The 16,461-nt window shown below is 45.2% G+C and carries 9 protein-coding genes; all 9 read right to left on the bottom strand.

Features of this window, described 5'->3' with window-relative positions; genetic code table 11:
- Positions 1 to 18: 18 nt before the first annotated feature.
- The 9 genes from ABQ275_RS08485 to ABQ275_RS08445 all read right to left on the bottom strand — a co-directional run bounded on the left by ABQ275_RS08485 (position 19) and on the right by ABQ275_RS08445 (position 16,452).
- Positions 19 to 1,602 carry a RagB/SusD family nutrient uptake outer membrane protein gene (locus tag ABQ275_RS08485; RefSeq protein WP_349317855.1) on the bottom strand — a complete coding sequence of 528 codons (1,584 nt, stop codon included), beginning with the start codon at positions 1,600 to 1,602 and terminating at the stop codon, positions 19 to 21.
- 33 nt (positions 1,603 to 1,635) lie between these two features.
- Positions 1,636 to 5,001: a TonB-dependent receptor gene (locus ABQ275_RS08480; protein WP_349317854.1), complete on the bottom strand. Its 3,366-nt coding sequence runs from the start codon at positions 4,999 to 5,001 to the stop codon at positions 1,636 to 1,638.
- A 196-nt stretch (positions 5,002 to 5,197) separates the two neighbouring features.
- On the bottom strand, positions 5,198 to 6,400 hold the full coding sequence (locus ABQ275_RS08475) for a FecR domain-containing protein (RefSeq protein ID WP_349317853.1): 1,203 nt from the start codon (positions 6,398 to 6,400) through the stop codon (positions 5,198 to 5,200).
- An 85-nt stretch (positions 6,401 to 6,485) separates the two neighbouring features.
- Complete coding sequence (locus ABQ275_RS08470; RefSeq protein WP_349317852.1) at positions 6,486 to 7,085, bottom strand: sigma-70 family RNA polymerase sigma factor; 600 nt, start codon at positions 7,083 to 7,085, stop codon at positions 6,486 to 6,488.
- Positions 7,086 to 7,273: 188 nt separating this feature from the next.
- Positions 7,274 to 9,916 carry a zinc-dependent metalloprotease gene (locus ABQ275_RS08465; protein WP_349317851.1) on the bottom strand — a complete coding sequence of 881 codons (2,643 nt, stop codon included), beginning with the start codon at positions 9,914 to 9,916 and terminating at the stop codon, positions 7,274 to 7,276.
- Positions 9,917 to 9,928: 12 nt separating this feature from the next.
- Positions 9,929 to 12,565 carry a zinc-dependent metalloprotease gene (locus ABQ275_RS08460; protein ID WP_349317850.1) on the bottom strand — a complete coding sequence of 879 codons (2,637 nt, stop codon included), beginning with the start codon at positions 12,563 to 12,565 and terminating at the stop codon, positions 9,929 to 9,931.
- Positions 12,566 to 12,654: 89 nt separating this feature from the next.
- Positions 12,655 to 14,193, bottom strand: coding sequence for a PKD-like family lipoprotein (locus tag ABQ275_RS08455; RefSeq protein WP_349317849.1), 1,539 nt, complete (start codon positions 14,191 to 14,193; stop codon positions 12,655 to 12,657).
- An 18-nt stretch (positions 14,194 to 14,211) separates the two neighbouring features.
- The gene (locus tag ABQ275_RS08450; RefSeq protein ID WP_349317848.1) at positions 14,212 to 14,940 is read right to left on the bottom strand and encodes a DUF4843 domain-containing protein; all 729 of its coding nucleotides are present in this window, start codon (positions 14,938 to 14,940) and stop codon (positions 14,212 to 14,214) included.
- 24 nt (positions 14,941 to 14,964) lie between these two features.
- Positions 14,965 to 16,452, bottom strand: a complete 1,488-nt coding sequence (locus ABQ275_RS08445; RefSeq protein WP_349317847.1) for a RagB/SusD family nutrient uptake outer membrane protein — start codon at positions 16,450 to 16,452, stop codon at positions 14,965 to 14,967.
- Between the last annotated feature and the right edge of the window lie 9 nt (positions 16,453 to 16,461).

Below are 16,461 nucleotides of genomic sequence, written 5' to 3'. Positions count from 1 at the left end.
TATTATCTAAAATAATTGTTACCATCCTGGATTTTGCGGCATCAAATTCGGGTTCAGGTCTGTTTCCGGTTGTGGTACCGGCCAGAGATAATGTTTAGGCGCTTCGAAATTACGGGTAAAGGCGCTGACAGTAATTGTTTTCACAACACCGCCATCTGTATAAGTCATGCCATATACCGGCCCGGTCATCAATGTAGCCGCAGTTTTCCAGCGCCTGATATCAAACAGTCGCAAACCTTCCAGTGCCAGTTCTACCATGCGCTCATGCCGTACTGCCTGGCGTAACTCGTTTTGACCAAGATCAGTGGCCAGTTGGGGCATATTTACATCGGCACGCTGCCGCACATCATTGATGGCTTTGTATACACTGGCATCAATCGTATTCAATTCTATTTTTGCTTCGGCATAAGTAAGCAATACTTCTGCATAACGCAGCAGAATAATATTAATCCCGCAATTTGTGGGATTGGCATAATCTTCCGGATTAACATATTTCCTGATGTTATAACCGGTGCTGGTAGCGAGATAGGTATTCCCGATAGCATCCGGTGTACCACTGCCGGGTACCGGGTTATAGGTGATGCCGGAAGGTAACTGGTCGCCCTGAACAAAAATAGAATATCTCAAACGCGGGTCCCTGTTGTCATTCGGATGAAACGGATCGTACCCGCTCCCTGCTGCATCAATTGCTTTGCCATTACTCATTTCGTAGGCATCCGTGAGTGCCTTGGTTGGCACATAATAACTGGTGGCGCTTTTCTGACTGTAAGGCGCCAGTCTGTTGAAAACATTATTCGGGTAAAGATCCTTTACAAATTGTTTGTCCAGTATTACTTCTGTATTATTTTCAGCAGCATAGGAAAATAACTGCTGATAGGAACCATACAAAGTATAACCCAGTCCCATTACCTGTTCTGCTGCATCCGCAGCCAGCTGGTATCTTCCTGCATACAGGTCGGCTCTTGCTTTGAGGGCCAGTGCAGCGCCTTTGGTGATGCGTCCTTTATCAGCTGCGCCATAAGAAACTGGTAGCGCCGGCGCAACTGCAGTGAGTTCTGCATCAACAAAATCCCATATCTCTTTTACTGGTGTACGTTTTATCTTGCTGGCTTCTGCAATACTGATGGTACCGGTGATCAATGGTACATCACCGTACAGTGCTGCCAGTTTGATGTACTGGTAAGCGCGCAATGTTCTGGCTTCCCCTTTCAGCCGGTTGATCAGCGCCGTATCAGTTACGGTGATTTTATCCACGTTCTCCATAAAATAATTGACCGCGCGGATGCCCGTGTAAGTGCGTTTCCATTCATCCCAGACCGTTCCGTTCAGTGCATCGTAATTGCCTCTGTCTATGGTTGCTTCAGCAGCAATATTCTGATTCACATGTGCAATATCCGTAAGTGCATCCCAGGTAAAAATATTGGTACTATCGAGAAAGGTATACAATGAATTTGTGGCCATCTTGGCGTCATTATCTGTTTTCCAGAATACGCCGGAAGACAGGCGGTCGTTGGGCACGGTGTCCAGCAGACTGTTGTCGCAGGCTGTAAAAAAGAGTGCCGACAACAGGAGAAATATGGAAGATGATTTATAGCGGTTCATGCGATTTCTTTTTGATGGTTGATGGTGAAACGATTAGAACTGGATATTACAACCGATGGTGTACAAAGCAGTCTGCGGATAATATTGCAAACGGCCCGATCCCACTTCCGGGTCCAGGTTCCACTCGTTCAGCTTCGAGATAGTGAAAACATTGGTAGCCGATACATACACTTTTACACTGTTAAACACATTGCGCGTCCACTCCTGGGGAAGGTTGTACAACAGTTGTATATTTTTCAGCCGGAAATAAGACCCATCTATTACCAGGCGGTCGGAGGTCATCACATTACGCAGATCACTTTTAACCGGCCGGGGATATTTTGCATCCGTATGTTCCGGTGTCCAGTAATTATTTGTAAAGATGTTGGACACAAAGCCTTCCTGCACGCCCATTTCAGCCAATGCACCGGATAAGCGGGTATCTACATCTGCCGCTCCCTGGAACAGCGCATTTAATTCCAGTCCTTTGTAGGAAAGATTGGCATTGAAAGCAAAGGTGTATTTCGGGAAAGAATTACCGATGGCGGTCATATCGTTGCCATCTATTTTACCATCATTGTTAAGATCAAGATATTTAACATCACCTGGTTTGGTGTTGGCAGCATAGTGCGGGTATTTATCCACTTCTTCCTGTGTCTGGAAAATGCCGCCAGACTTGTATCCCCACAGGGTATTGATGGGTAATCCCACCTTTACGATATAACGCGGATCAGTATCCGAACCGGTAATATACGGGCCGGTACCTTTCAGGTCCGTCACTTTATTGTTGTTGATATTAAAGTTACCACCAAAACCATAATGCAATGCGCCACTATTATTACGGTAGTTGAGCGACAACTCCATTCCTTTATTTTCCACAGCGCCGGCATTCTGCGGCGGTGCAATCAACCCCACCGTTGCAGGGATAGGGAGGTTAAGCAAGATATCGTTGGTCACCTTTTTATAATAATCAAAAGTAACGGATAACCTGTCTTTCAGCAGCGATGCATCAAAACCAATATCTGTTTGCCTGGTGCTTTCCCAGCCCAGGTCACTGTTAGACAGTGTTAACTGCCGGTAGCCACTTGCGGGTGCACCACCGAAAGTATAAGAGCTGAGATATAATGATTCATAAAAGCTGTACAGTCCTACAGACTGATTACCGGTAATACCCCACGAACCTCTTACCTTAAAATCACCCACTACCGGCTTGATTGCAGCCCAGAATCCTTCTTCAGACAATCTCCATCCTGCAGAAAAAGAAGGATAAAAACCATACCGTTTATCGCCGGTAAATCTTGATGATCCATCATAACGGGCATTTGCTTCCAGCAGGTATTTGTCTTTGTAGCTATAGTTTAATCTTGAAAAATAAGAACGCAATCCATATACCGCATCATTGCCTGAATTGGATTTGGTACCGTCGTCTGCACCCTGGCTGATGGAGCCCAGGTTGTTGTTATAAAACCTTTCGCGGTAGGCATTCAGATTGGTTTGTGTGTTACCGATCTGGGAATATCCCAGTAATACTTTGATGCTGTGGCTTCCAATCATTTTATCGTAGCTCAGTAAATTATTGAGCGTATACTCCCGCAGGGTATTGCGGGTTTCAGTCAGCGTATTGTTGGCAACCGTGCGAACGATATTGGTCATTTTATCTTTAACCGTATAGGCGTTGGCGTAGTCCTTCCCACCCGTCAGCATAAACCTTTCGCCGTATTGTACGGAAAATTTAAGTCCGTCGATGATTTCCCAGTCGCCTTTCAGGTTACCGGTAAAATAATCGATTGTCTGCCGGGAGGTACCGCCGATTTCTGCGAACATGAGCGGGTTAGCGCCTTGCGGACTAAGACCATAGGAACCATCTGCGTATTTAGGTACCGCCCAGAGTGAGCCGTGCAGCATATACTGATAAATAGAAAGTTCGTTGGCAGGTGTGAGAGACGCATTATTACGGTAGTTGGCATCTGCACTGAATTTCATGCGGTGAGGTGCATTGAAATCCGTGCTTACACGCACCTCTTTCAGTTTATTATTAAAATTGGTGATGATCCCTTCCTGGTCACTGTACCGTACACTCATGCGCGCCCTGAAATTTTCGCTTCCCCCGGCTACTGCCAGGCTATGGTTCATTTGTGGTGCTGTGCGCAGCATTTCCTGGTACCACACATTGGGCAGCGGGTATTTTTCGCGGTCGGTAGCATTCACCCATGCCTGGATGGATTCTTCTTTATAGCGTGCCGGTATGGCCGCACCAGCGTTGGTATAAGCAGCCACCTGTTCGCGCATATAACTCTCCAGGTCCATCATTTCAGGGTTGTTGATGCTTTTCTGAAGGGCGTAAAAGAAGTTATAGTTGACGGTCAGTTTACCTGCCCTGGCCCTTTTGGTGGTCACCATGATCACACCGTTCGTAGCCCTGGAACCATAGATCGCACTGGAAGAAGCATCTTTCAGCAATGAAATGGATTCAATATCATCCGGGTTAATATCTGTTAACCGCTGTTCTATTCCATCTACAATGACCAGTGGATCATTTTTGCTCAGGTCATAACCGGTAGTACCGGAAGCTAAAGTAGCATTGAACGTAGTAATACCTCGTACCCGGATGGAAGCACTGGACTTGCCCGGTGCACCGCCGTTGTCCAGGACCGTAACACCCGGTGCTGCGCCCTGCAATGCCTGCTGGATATTGGATACTGGTCTGCGGGTCAGGTCCTCACCAGTCAGCTGCGATATAGAACTGGTCAGGCTCACTTTTTTCTGCACACCATAACCTACTACCACGATATCTTTCAGCGCCTGCTCCTGCGATTGCAGCTGCACATTCAGGAAGGCACTGCCTGCAACAGTCATCTCCCGGGGTTCATACCCCATGTAGGAAAACTGTAGCACTTCACCTTCCTCCGCCTGTACAGAAAAGGTACCATCAGCAGCCGTGACTGCACCGGTGGCTTTACCTTTTACCTTTATGGTTACCCCGGGTAAAGGTTGTCCGTCGCTGGTCACCTTTCCCTTTACAGGCTGCTGCACGTCCACCAAAGTGGATTTGGTGTCTTTCAACTGTTTGATAATAATGTTGCGCTCCACAATTTCGTAAGACATATGCAGGCCATTCAAGCAGGCATCCAATGCTTCCTGTAGCGATGCGTCCTTTACATGCACATTTACAATCTGCTTCCTGTTGAGCTGCTGGTTATCATATAGAAACAGGTATCCAGTCTGGTTTTTAATACTTCCCAGCACTTTTTCGAGCGGCATATTGTTGGCAGCCAGTGTAATCTTTTGAGAAAAGGCTTTCCCATTCACATGTAAAAAGCCGATTACTAAAAGCAATGCGGTCATTTTCATAACCAGGATCAGTTTGGATAAAGCAAGCCCCTTCTTATACGGAGCTTTTCCGATAAAGTTTAAATACATACATTTACATTGTTTGGGTAAAACGTAAAACAGTCTTTGAAACGGATTAATTTTCCGGGTGCCCGAACATCCCGCCGGTGGTGCTTCGAACACCTCCGGCTTTTTTTTCAGTCACCACTTGTTTGCATCATTTATTATGTCTCCATGCGTGGTTGATTTTTTTACTTTGGTTGATAAATATTGCTCTTTTATTTTATCATGGCATCACTTTCAGTTGACGTCCGTTAATGCTGAAATGCAGATCGGTGGCCTGTAGTACGGATAATGCCTGCTGCAATGTGTAGCTCCTGTACACTTCTCCGGTCAATTGCCGTTTCTTTACAGTTCCTTCTATAACAACTTCTATATCATACCACCGGCTCAATTGCCGCATAACGGTTTCTATATCAGTATCTGCAAAGATGAACAGGCCGTTCTTCCAGGCCATTGCTTCCTCTACATCTACCTGCTTCACCCGTATTTCACCATTTTTCATGCTTGCCTGGTATCCCGGTTTCAATATTTTACCTTCCGACGCAGCAGAGATCCTGATGGAGCCTTCCAGCAGAGTGGTATTTATTTGTGGTTCATCCGGATAGGCATTTACATTAAAATGAGTTCCTAATACTTCTATCTCTGCGTCTATGCCCATTTTCACTTTAAATGGCCGCTGCGGATCGGGCGCTACTTCAAAATATGCTTCTCCTGTAATGTCTACACTTCTTTCTTTACCACTGAATACAACAGGATACGAGAGAGAAGAACCGGCATTCAGCCATACTTTTGTGCCATCAGGCAACAGCAATTGGAATTGTCTGCCACGGGGCGTACTGATCATATTGCGGGCCGTTCCTGCTGCTGTTTGTGTGCGTGCATCCTCTTCCTGATAGGCCAGGTAGCCGTTTCTGATCATTACCTTTGATCCACCCTGGGAGGCAATTTCTCCGTTTTCCAGGCTGTCCAGCTTAACTGTTGAACCATCTGCCAGTGTGAGTATGGCACCGGTGCCACCGGGACTAACATCCTGTTGTTTGGCGGCTACAACCCGTGGAGCCGGGTCAACCTTTGGTTTGAACCACCAAAGCCCTGCACCGCCTGCCAGCAACAAAATGGCGGCAGCATAAGGCAACCACCTGCGGATAGAAAAAGACGATGCTTCAGCGGGAACTTCTTCAGACAACGATGTGGTACCTACAGCCGCACGAACCCTTTCCAGCACCCGTTCCCTGGAAGCAGTTGCTTCATATACCTGTTCCAACCCCTGCTTTATCCGGGAGGGCTGTATCATATCTTCATACAAGCGCCTGTTATCAGGCGATCTTTCCAACCATTCCTGTAGCTCCTGTGTCTCCGGGGGGCTTAATTCTCCGCGGATCGACTTAAATATAAGTTCACTTAATCGCTTCGTAGACTCTATCATGAAAAGGACAGCAATTTGCTTTATATAATATAACAACTGGGTTTGACCAGCGTACAAGTGGAAATGAAAAAAAAATAAAAAAAGGTCAGAATCGGGAAGTAAAAAGGAGTAAGAGGATGGTTAACGGGAACAGGTCCGCTCCCTTAAAACGGCTGCGGAGAATTTTCAGCGCGGTCACTTTCTGATTTTTTACCGCCTGCACGCTTATCTGTAAAGCTGCTGCAATACTGGTATTATCCATTTCTTCCAGGAAGAACATACGGACAATATGTTGCTGCCGGGGTGGCAGTCTTTCTATTTCCCCCAGGATATGTGCCTGTAAACCGGCCTGTAATTTATCACTGAAATATTGATGCTCGTACACTTCTTCCGTTTGCGAAAGCAGCCATTCTTTTTTTTCGCTACTCCTTTTCTCCCTGATCAGTACATTCAGACAGGCGTTACGTACCGTGACCCGCAGCCATCGATGCAGCTGGGGCAAGCTCCCGAAGCTGGCAGAAGATTCCCATAATTTAATAAATGTGTCCGCCAGAATATCTTCCGCCTGGTGTAACGGTAAGAAGCGTTGTGCGAAAAAAAGTAATCCGTTATAATATTCGTTGTAGATCTCTTCGAATGCGGCCGTACTACCCGCCGTCAGCCTGGCCAGCAATGGTTGATCATCATGTTCTTCACCTATTGGCATTCACCTGACATCTTTTAAATCAATTGTAAACTTACAAAAAAACATCTGCTGTCATCTATTTATCATGATTATCTATTCCCCTTTCTTTTGTTTGATGATATATGCAGTATAAGAATTTTCCGGAGATGAGAAAAAAAAGAGGCCAACCCGGGTGGGCTGGCCTCTATGAGATGCAGTAAAAGCAATATTTATTTTACGGCTAATGCACGTTTTACCAACAACTGGAGATATTCATACTCCATTTTCGGCTTACCTGTTTGCATTTTCACAATTTTATCCAATGATTTTTGTGTTTCAACCAGCCAACTATAATATAAATGCGTAATATCTTCCGTTTGATACGGGATCCTTGGCATAAAGCCAAAACCCTCAACAGGGCCGGTAGCAGTGGTTTGTGTACAACCCACCGGTGATAATCCGTTTTCCAATGCCAGGTGATGCAACTTTATAACCCCTGCAAATTCGTCGGTATTATCAATCAAACCAGCTGTCATCGCATTTTCTTTACCTTGCACCACAGGCAGCACTCCAGCTGAACGTATTAGCACCTGGACAAAACTTCTTTGCAGGTTGAGCTTTGAATCTGTAGGCGTTTTACCCTGTAAGGTTTCTTTCCACAGGTAATTGAAAACATCTGTAATGCATTCTTCCTGTGTATAACTATCATGGCCACCTTTCGCTTCACTATAACCAATATTTGATACCCACCGCATGATGTACGGGAACAAGAGTGTTTGCATAAATCCCGATGCACTTCCATTGATAACATCCAGGTTTTTCTCCAGGTGGGCGTTGTTTAACCAGCTGGAATTTTCCAATGTTTCCAATAAAAACACCATCGATTCCCTTTGCTTTTCTTTTGGCACTACTTTGTAAGCAGGAAAAGGATCTCCCTCATATTTTTCATATTGATAAATACCTCCCAGGTTGCTCAGTACATGTGTTAAATACCAATAAAACTGGATATTGATGATAGAGAAATTTACTTTTCTCCGGAAGCTATAATCAGGATCATCTTCTTTCACCCAATCATTAAAATGTTCCATCAGGTATTGCAGGTTGCTCATGGCATACCGCGTTGCTTTCACCTGGTCATCGCCCAGATCTTCCGACAATGCATTTGGATCAAGGTTTCCGGTAAACTGCTGTTTACCGTAACGGAACATCGGGTCTTTGATTTTCTCACTTACAAAAGCTTCCAGTACCGGTACTTCCGCGGCGGCGCTGTTGGCGTTTTGAATAACGCGGTAAAGCCAGTTGATTACATAGTAATCATATACCCCCAATGGCGGTGGTGTCATTTTCACCCCTCTTTCCATATCACCCGGTTGTGCAACAAAGTTAAACCGGGCATAATCCATGATGGAAGGTGTAGTGCCGTATTGTTGCGTAAAAGAAGGCGAACGTAACGAGTCTACCGGGAAGGCAGACGATGCGCCCATATTGTGCATTAACCCCAGGCAATGCCCTATTTCATGCGTTAATACGTAAGTCAGCGACGGCCCTACCAGCTCCATCGGCAGGTTTACTTTACGTGCACGCTTATCGGCAGGAGCGGTTTGTATAAAGATCCATTCGTTTAGCACGTCCATGATACCATGATATACATATACCGAAGCATTGAGGATTTCGCCGGTACGCGGATCTACCCATGATGGCCCCATGGCATTCTGGGTAGCTGTGGGCGCATACTTAATGCAATTATAAGTGATGTTATCCGGGTCGAATGTAGTATCATTCTCGGGGTACATACGTGTGATCACCGCATTTTTGAAACCAATCTTTTCAAAGGCTTCATTCCATTGCTCCACTCCTTTGCGGATATAAGGTACCCAGGATACCGGAAATTTATTGTCGATATAAAAAACGACCGGCTTCACCGGGCTAACCAATTCACCTCTTTCAAATGCAGCTTTATCAGATGGTTCGAGCCTCCATCGATTGGCGTAGTAAACAGGTGCAATACCTGCTGTTGCACTGGTTTCCTGGTAATTTGTGTAAAACACACCAATCCGTGGATCGTTGATCCGGGGGCGCATCGGCACATCGGGCAGCAAGCAGATCGTCCTTTTCATGAGTACCGTGGAAGGACGATCTTCTGCCGTTGTAAACCCAAAGAACGTTTTAGTAACCCCGAAACTGAGATAACTGCTAATCGTTACGTTGGCAGGAAAGGATTGTATCCCGGCTAAAATGGAGCGGTCCTGCTTAAAGCTGGTACGACGGCTTGTCAAACCTCCTACCGGCGAATAAGGGTCCATTGCTGCATTCCCGCTGACAAAAAATGCGGTAGGTTCAAATACCAGCGCACTGCTATCAGGAGAATAGGCCAATACCTTATAGGATGCCAATACAGGCGCTATCTGGCTTTTATCAAGTACGCCGGCTGTTCCATTATCATCTTTGCGTTGTTCGAACTGCATCAACTTAATAGATACAACTGAATCCTTTTCTTCGAAAATCACACAAAGCGGATCATGCGCCTGTTCCCCGGCAGCGCCATCCTCTGAATGGCTCACAGACACTGCTACAGAGCCAATCAGCATAGGTTTGCCCAATAACTTTACCGGGAATTCGAAATACAACTTCCCTCCTAACTGGTGCATGGTAATAAGCCCGGTAACTGTTTGCTTTGTTTTATTTTTAAACAGTTTTTCATACGCCATTTGCTTATTCACGGTGTCTTTCTTAGCAGCCTTCTGCGCAAAGGCCGGGGTAGTTACGCAGAGTGTTACCATACATCCGAATACCAGGGCTGTTAAGCCTTTCAGGATACTACAGGAAAAGGTGCTACCGCGACTTTTATCAATATTAATTGATCTTTTCAACATAAACATCCCCCGTTATTTTAATGATTTTTCAATTTGTTCCAACAGCAACCTGTAATGCATGCGGGTTGTGGTATCGGTTGTTTTTGCCACGGTTGCTTTCAACAATGACTGACAACTTTTTAGCTGTGCATAATAGGCGGCTTCCATAGAAGGCGCCAGGGAGAATTGCACACTACCACCACCAAATGCCTGATAAGGCGCCGTTTCGGGGATATTATCACCCGAATGGCTACACGTAGGTTCCATATCTGTAATACCTGGAATAGTAAACGTTCCCTGGAATCCGCCTTCATTTTCCTGCAATTGAATCCCGTTTGGCTTACCGCTGTTTGCAGGCGATAACTTAGATTGCTTTATCAGTCCTGCTACATAGGCTTTCTGCATCTCACGATCCGTTACGTCCGGCTTTCTGCCTTTTGTGGTGGAACTCCATACTTCGCTGTACAGGTTTTTCATTACCTCTTCGCTGGTAAGAGGATTTTTCTCGGTAGATTTAGCAGCACTTAAATTAACTTTTAACGGTGCGTTCAATAACGCTTCAATAAGTTGCTTTCTCAATATCATGGAAGGCGTACCTACCAGTGCCATCTCCTGCAACACTTCCTTATTCTCCAGCCAGTCCAGATCGCGGAGCTGTACTATCAGCCAGTCCAGGGCTGCTTTTTGCTTAGCACGGGATACAGATTCATACATCAACACCGGGTCTCCTTCATACTTTTCATTGATGTACATCCCACCCAGATTCGCATGTACATGATTGATATAACGCACATATTGCGAGAGGATATTGTTCCACAACTCCTTGCGATACGTATAGTCTTTATCGTACTTGCCTACCCATTCATGCAGATGCGCCAGGATGTATTTTAAATTCTTTACCCCATATACAGATGCCTTTACAGCATCATCTCCCAGGTCTTCTGTTTGTGCGGAAGGATCAAACGGAATACCCTGTTGAGCACCGTAACGGTAACGGCGATCCGCTGCTTTGGCTTTAATTTTTTCTGCTTGTAGCTGGTCCTCTTTTTCCTGTGAAATACCCGGAGCATAGTAACTATAACTCCAGTCAACAATGTAATCGTCGTACAAACCAAATTCCGGTGGCGTAAGCTGAACACCCTTTTCCACATCACCGGGTTGCGCTACGTAATTGAAGCGTGCATAATCCATGATGGAATAAGTAGTACCATATTTTGCCGTGAAAGAGGCTGAACGCAATGAATCAACCGGGATAGCAGATGATGCACCCATATTGTGCATGAAACCAAGACAATGCCCCACTTCATGACGGATCACATACTGGATACCCTTCATCAGCAGATCAGCCGGGAGTTGTTTATTACGAACCCGGGAATCGGTTTGCGCCGTTTGCACAAACATCCAGTTGTTCAACAACTTCACAATATCATGGAAGGCATATACCGAAGCATTGATGATTTCACCGGAACGCGGATCCACCCAGGAGGGCCCGATAGCATTTGCAATAGCAACCGGTTGATAGCGGATACAGTTATACTTCAGGTTATCCGGATCAAAGGTAGTATCCCCCACCGGGAAGTCTTTTGCCACAATGGCGTTTTTAAAACCCATTTTTTCAAATGGTTGCTGCCAGCTGTTTACAGCAGCCCTGATAGCAGGTTTCCATGATTCGGGGAAATCGCTGTCAATATAAAACACGATTGGTTTTACAGGTTCACTAAGACTTCCTGCACGGTAAGCCGATGTATCCTTTGGTACAAGATTCCAGCGGTTGGCATAGTAAACGTGTTCCGTTTTATTGGCTGCTGCCGTAAACATTGTTTTGCGTGTGGTAAATACCCCGATGCGTGAATCCGCTTTTCTTGGGCGAACCGCCACTTCCGGCAAAAGGAGTAAAGTACGTGTAAGCACTACCGTTACAGGTTTATCTTTAACAAGCGTCCGCTTGTCATTACTCAGGGTATTTTCATAAGTGAGATGACTTTTAACAAGCAGGTTATCATTGAATGATTTAAACTCACCGATAAAAGAGCGGTCACGTTTGAAACTCTCTGCTATTTTGTATCCCGCCATTTTATAGATACTAAAATCGCCAAAGGGAGATAGTTCTTTTATATCATTCAGGAAATAGTCGGTAACATCAATAACCGCTGTTGTTTTAGCGGGGTTGTATGCCTGTACCGGGAATATTTTCAGGATGGCACCCATGTTGTTTTTCACCAGTGCCTGTTGAATATTGGGATCATCCGCCGGGGCAATATTGCTGCTTTCCATTTTGCAGAGCAGTAGTGCCGAATCAGCGTGTACCCACCTTACATGCAGGGGCGTTTGCGGTTTTGACCCAACAAGACCATCCATGTTATCGCTGATTTCAGAAATGGTGGAGGCAATTAACATGTCGTGCTGCATCAGTTGCAGTGGAATTTCCAGGTATAATTTCTGATTCTTGTAGTAAAGATTCATCATACCCTGCGACTGCCGTTGCATGCCACTGGTAAAAGTAGTATAGCCTTTTTTCTCTGCGGGGGCTACAACTTTCTCCATTGCTTTTCCTTTGCGCTTACTTTTCCGGTGACCCTTCTCTGAGCTGTCGCCTGATTGTGCTATGGCGACTGTGCCTAAAGCTAACAGCATTACCAGGGATAAATTTCTAAACAATTGGTGCTTCATAATTCCTTTATTAGCAGCTATACTTTCCCTGCTGGTCTGCAGCAAAATTGCTGCAGACAATACAGGTATTAGAATGGCGGGTATTACATTTATTTTTGTGCGGTTACGCTGGATATTTTTCCAAATCCATCATACACCTTACCGTTAGCAATATCCAGGTTTCCAAGACCGGGGTTTATCATGGGCAGCAACAACAATTTACCTTGATTGCCGTCGTAGGTAGCCATGATCAGTATCTTTTTATTTGTATTTAAAGTGGCGTCCACATTCGGATAATTACCCTGTTGATAAATCTGAAGTACGGTTACCTCTTCCCCGGCGGGCAATGTATAACGCTCCTGGTAGGAAGGAGTGGATGTTCCGTATAAAACGGCATACACTTTATTCCCGGATGTATAGTACAGGACGTTTTGATCATCGGCAAATACAAAATGATGTGCATCGGCTATACCCGGCGCATTGGAGAGATCAAACTGTGCTTTTGGTGCAGGTGGTATAATATCCGGATAATCATCTATTCCCTGATCAAGTACAAATAAGGATATTTTACCCGTTGCCTTATCTTTCAAAAGGTGCAGAAAATCTTTGTTCATACTCAGTCCTGCCGCCAGGTTTTGTTTACCGGGCACATTACTTGGATCAAACGCACCACCGCTAACAGGAGGGTATTTACGCATAACGTTGTCGCCAAAAGACTGTACCGTAGAAAGATAAACAAAATGCCCATGTACCTCATCATAGAAGCTTACACGAATGATGATACCGGAATAATTATAAGGATTTAAGGCCACCTGTGTGGGTATCACAAAATTGTTATCGTATGGCGCCGGATACTTGGGAGTAGCACCCATATTGGCGGCGGTAAATTTTCCTTCTCCTATATAAATATCTCCCAGGTAAATACCTCCCAGCGCCTGTGGTTTCAGTACCGGACGCGGTATATAAAACAGGCTGCTGTTTTCACCTGCCAGGGTATAATCCAGTGTTTTGATATTGAAAACGGAATTACTGGTGATACCAGTAACCATATCCACCCCGTAGATTTTATAGAAACGCATTTGCTTTACAATGCCATCTATTTTCTTACCATTGATGGAAGAGAAGACATTATATTTCAGGCTTTCTTTTGTCGCATCTGTCGTAACCCATGGCATCATCAGGTGATTGATATCGGATTGTATGCCGTCTTTACTATCCGCAATGACCAACCCTTCTCCAATGTTATTGAGTACAGTTATCTGGAAGGGCGTAATATAACGCAAGCCGTTTTGCTTATCGGTGACAGTATACACCAGTTGATGATATTTCCCGGTAACATTGGGTCGGAACCTGATTTCAGCGGCCAGGTATTTCTCTGTTGAAAGTACCTGGTACACGGTATCGTCAGGCTCCATATTTATTTTCCATTCGTAAGTGAAGGAGGCTTCATCGGCCCCATTCAGGTTGATGCCCGGCTGTAATTTAAGCGTATCAAACTGGTACACACCCAGTTTACTTTTGCCGGTGGTATCTACTACTACCCCGTTGATTTTATGTACATCCAGGGTGCTGGAATCTTTGCGGCAGGAATAAATGGCCGCCAACAGGAGCAGGCTGCCAAATAAGTATAATGATCTGTTCTTTTTCATGTAAATGGTCTTTGCTGGCTATTCAAATATTGACTGTGTATAGTACAATGGTACTATGGGTTGTCCGGCTAGTTTGCCATCGTCGTGTTTCAGTATATCACGGGGATGCGCTTTATTCCATTGCATCACGTAATCACCGAAAATACGGCCCATGGCTTCACCCCCAATCGGTGTAAGTAATCTGTATTCAGCAGCAGTGAGGGTTTTGAGTCCGGTGGTTTGCACAATCAACTGATAAGCCTTTGTACTTGGCTGAGCGGTGAAAAAGTATTTGAAATAGGTCCATGCGGGAACAACTATCTGATCCGACCATTGCACGGTATACTCACTTGTTTCAATATTGCCGGCTGCAAAATCAGTGTCATCCGCCAGTTTTATTTTGATGGCTACACGTTGGTTACGCAAACTGCTGTCGTTTCTCAGCTTTACTTTATAAGTACCCGTGAAAGAACCCGCCGGCACTGTGCCTCCCATCATTTCAAACAATGCGAGAGAAGCCGTGGTGGAAGAATCAATCACCACAGCGGTGAAGGAACGGTCATGACTGGCCGCAGTTCCGCTGATGCCTACGGGGATCTCCTGGATATATTCACCGCTGGCGTTACCCAGGAAGCTGTATTCTACAGTCTTGCCGGTAAAATTTACAGCTGGCGGTGCACTGTAAGTGAGCAACTCGGCCCGTTTGCAGCCGCTTTGCAACACAATGCTGCCAGCTGCCAGTAATATAAATGCAAAATATTTTTTCATGTCAGATTGCTTAATAGATATATTTTATTGAATACGGCCACCAAATTCAATTTCATTTGCCGGATACGGCAACACATATAAGGCGTCGTTGGCTACCCTGTCGGCCGCTAATCCCGGATAGGTGGTAAAGCCGAGACGTTTATAGTAGAAAAACAGCTGTCCTTCAGAAAGGAATTCTTTCCTGTATTCTTTGGTCAGTTCGTCTTTTACTGTTTGCTTATCGCTTCCTGCACTGATGTCCTGTAAGATTCCACGGGCCTGCCTTACAATATTTAAATATTGAATGGCCTTTGCCAGATCCGTATCGATATAATCTTCTGCAGCGATGTAATACAATTCAGGTATACGTATGAGTGGCATCCTGTTTTTTGATATGTAATCGTTGCCCTCCTGGCGTAATTTTACAGGCACTCTACCCCTGACCTGCAATTCAGTAAGGGTGTTATAGCGGAAATCGGCCAGGCCAATATCCGGGTTATCCGTTTCATACAACTCTTCGGCAGCCGCCTGCGCCAAAAACACCGCGTTGTAGTTGGTGGCATTGGAAGCATTCAGGAGAAGATCCGTGATCAATGAAAAGCCCTGTATATTGAGTGAGAACAGGTCTTCGCCCATCAACACCTTGTTAGTGGAAGAAGCAGCAGTAATGAGGTGTGCAGGTGCGTTACTGATAATTTCATTGGCAATATCACGGGCAACCACTTTCCGGGCACTCGCACCTTCCCAGGATAATACCCTGGCTTTTAATGCCAGCGCAGCGTAGTAGTTCATCCGGAGGGTGCGGTTATTATAGAACCCATTTATATTCACCCTGTCGTAATAACCAGCGGGATGCTGTGCCGCTGTATAAACAGGATCATCTTTGCGCAGCAAATCAATGGCCATATCAATATCGGCTTCCATCAACTGAAAAGTGGCCGTGTAAGTAAGTTGCGGCGGATCATCTTTTCCATAAACGGTCGCGTATGGGATAGCCAGGCGCGATGCCAGTTCCGGTCTGCCGGAAAAATTACCATGCCCATAAATCCGTATCAGATCAAAGTGAATATAGGCACGTAATGCCAGTAGCTCACCTTTGATGATATTGTAGTTAATAGGGTCCAGTATACTTTTCTTTATCTCAATATTCGTCAGCGCATTGTTGATGTTGGCGATATTATTGTAACACACATCCCACATACCATCTACAATCGGCCTTGAACGTACGGAGGTATAATTGAAGTCCTGAAAATCTATGTACGGCGTTGTACTGGTATATGGCGCGTACAATATGGCCAGGCGATCCATGAGATGCCAGCTCATATCTTTAGCATAACCTGAAGGTTTACTCATTCCAATGTATACGCCCATGAGCGCGTCACGGAATCCTCCTTCAGTGGAAAATTGTACTTCGGAGGGAATCTGGGAAGAAGGCGTTTCATTCAGCCATCCCTTTTTGCAGGAAGCAAACAATACTATGATACCACATAGTGTTAATAATTGCCTGAAAAAATATATTGATCTGATAAACATGTCTTAACG

Origin of the sequence: Chitinophaga sp. MM2321 (genome assembly GCF_964033635.1) — a bacterium.
GTDB lineage: Bacteria > Bacteroidota > Bacteroidia > Chitinophagales > Chitinophagaceae > Chitinophaga.
The sequence above is the reverse complement of the archived record's forward strand: the minus strand, read 5'-3'. Positions and strand labels throughout refer to the sequence as shown.

Coding starts and splice junctions, on each gene's coding strand:
- ABQ275_RS08485 (WP_349317855.1), bottom strand. CDS start 1,602: ATGAACCGCTATAAATCATCTTCCATATTTCTCCTGTTGTCGGCACTC.
- ABQ275_RS08480 (WP_349317854.1), bottom strand. CDS start 5,001: ATGTATTTAAACTTTATCGGAAAAGCTCCGTATAAGAAGGGGCTTGCT.
- ABQ275_RS08475 (WP_349317853.1), bottom strand. CDS start 6,400: ATGATAGAGTCTACGAAGCGATTAAGTGAACTTATATTTAAGTCGATC.
- ABQ275_RS08470 (WP_349317852.1), bottom strand. CDS start 7,085: ATGCCAATAGGTGAAGAACATGATGATCAACCATTGCTGGCCAGGCTG.
- ABQ275_RS08465 (WP_349317851.1), bottom strand. CDS start 9,916: ATGTTGAAAAGATCAATTAATATTGATAAAAGTCGCGGTAGCACCTTT.
- ABQ275_RS08460 (WP_349317850.1), bottom strand. CDS start 12,565: ATGAAGCACCAATTGTTTAGAAATTTATCCCTGGTAATGCTGTTAGCT.
- ABQ275_RS08455 (WP_349317849.1), bottom strand. CDS start 14,193: ATGAAAAAGAACAGATCATTATACTTATTTGGCAGCCTGCTCCTGTTG.
- ABQ275_RS08450 (WP_349317848.1), bottom strand. CDS start 14,940: ATGAAAAAATATTTTGCATTTATATTACTGGCAGCTGGCAGCATTGTG.
- ABQ275_RS08445 (WP_349317847.1), bottom strand. CDS start 16,452: ATGTTTATCAGATCAATATATTTTTTCAGGCAATTATTAACACTATGT.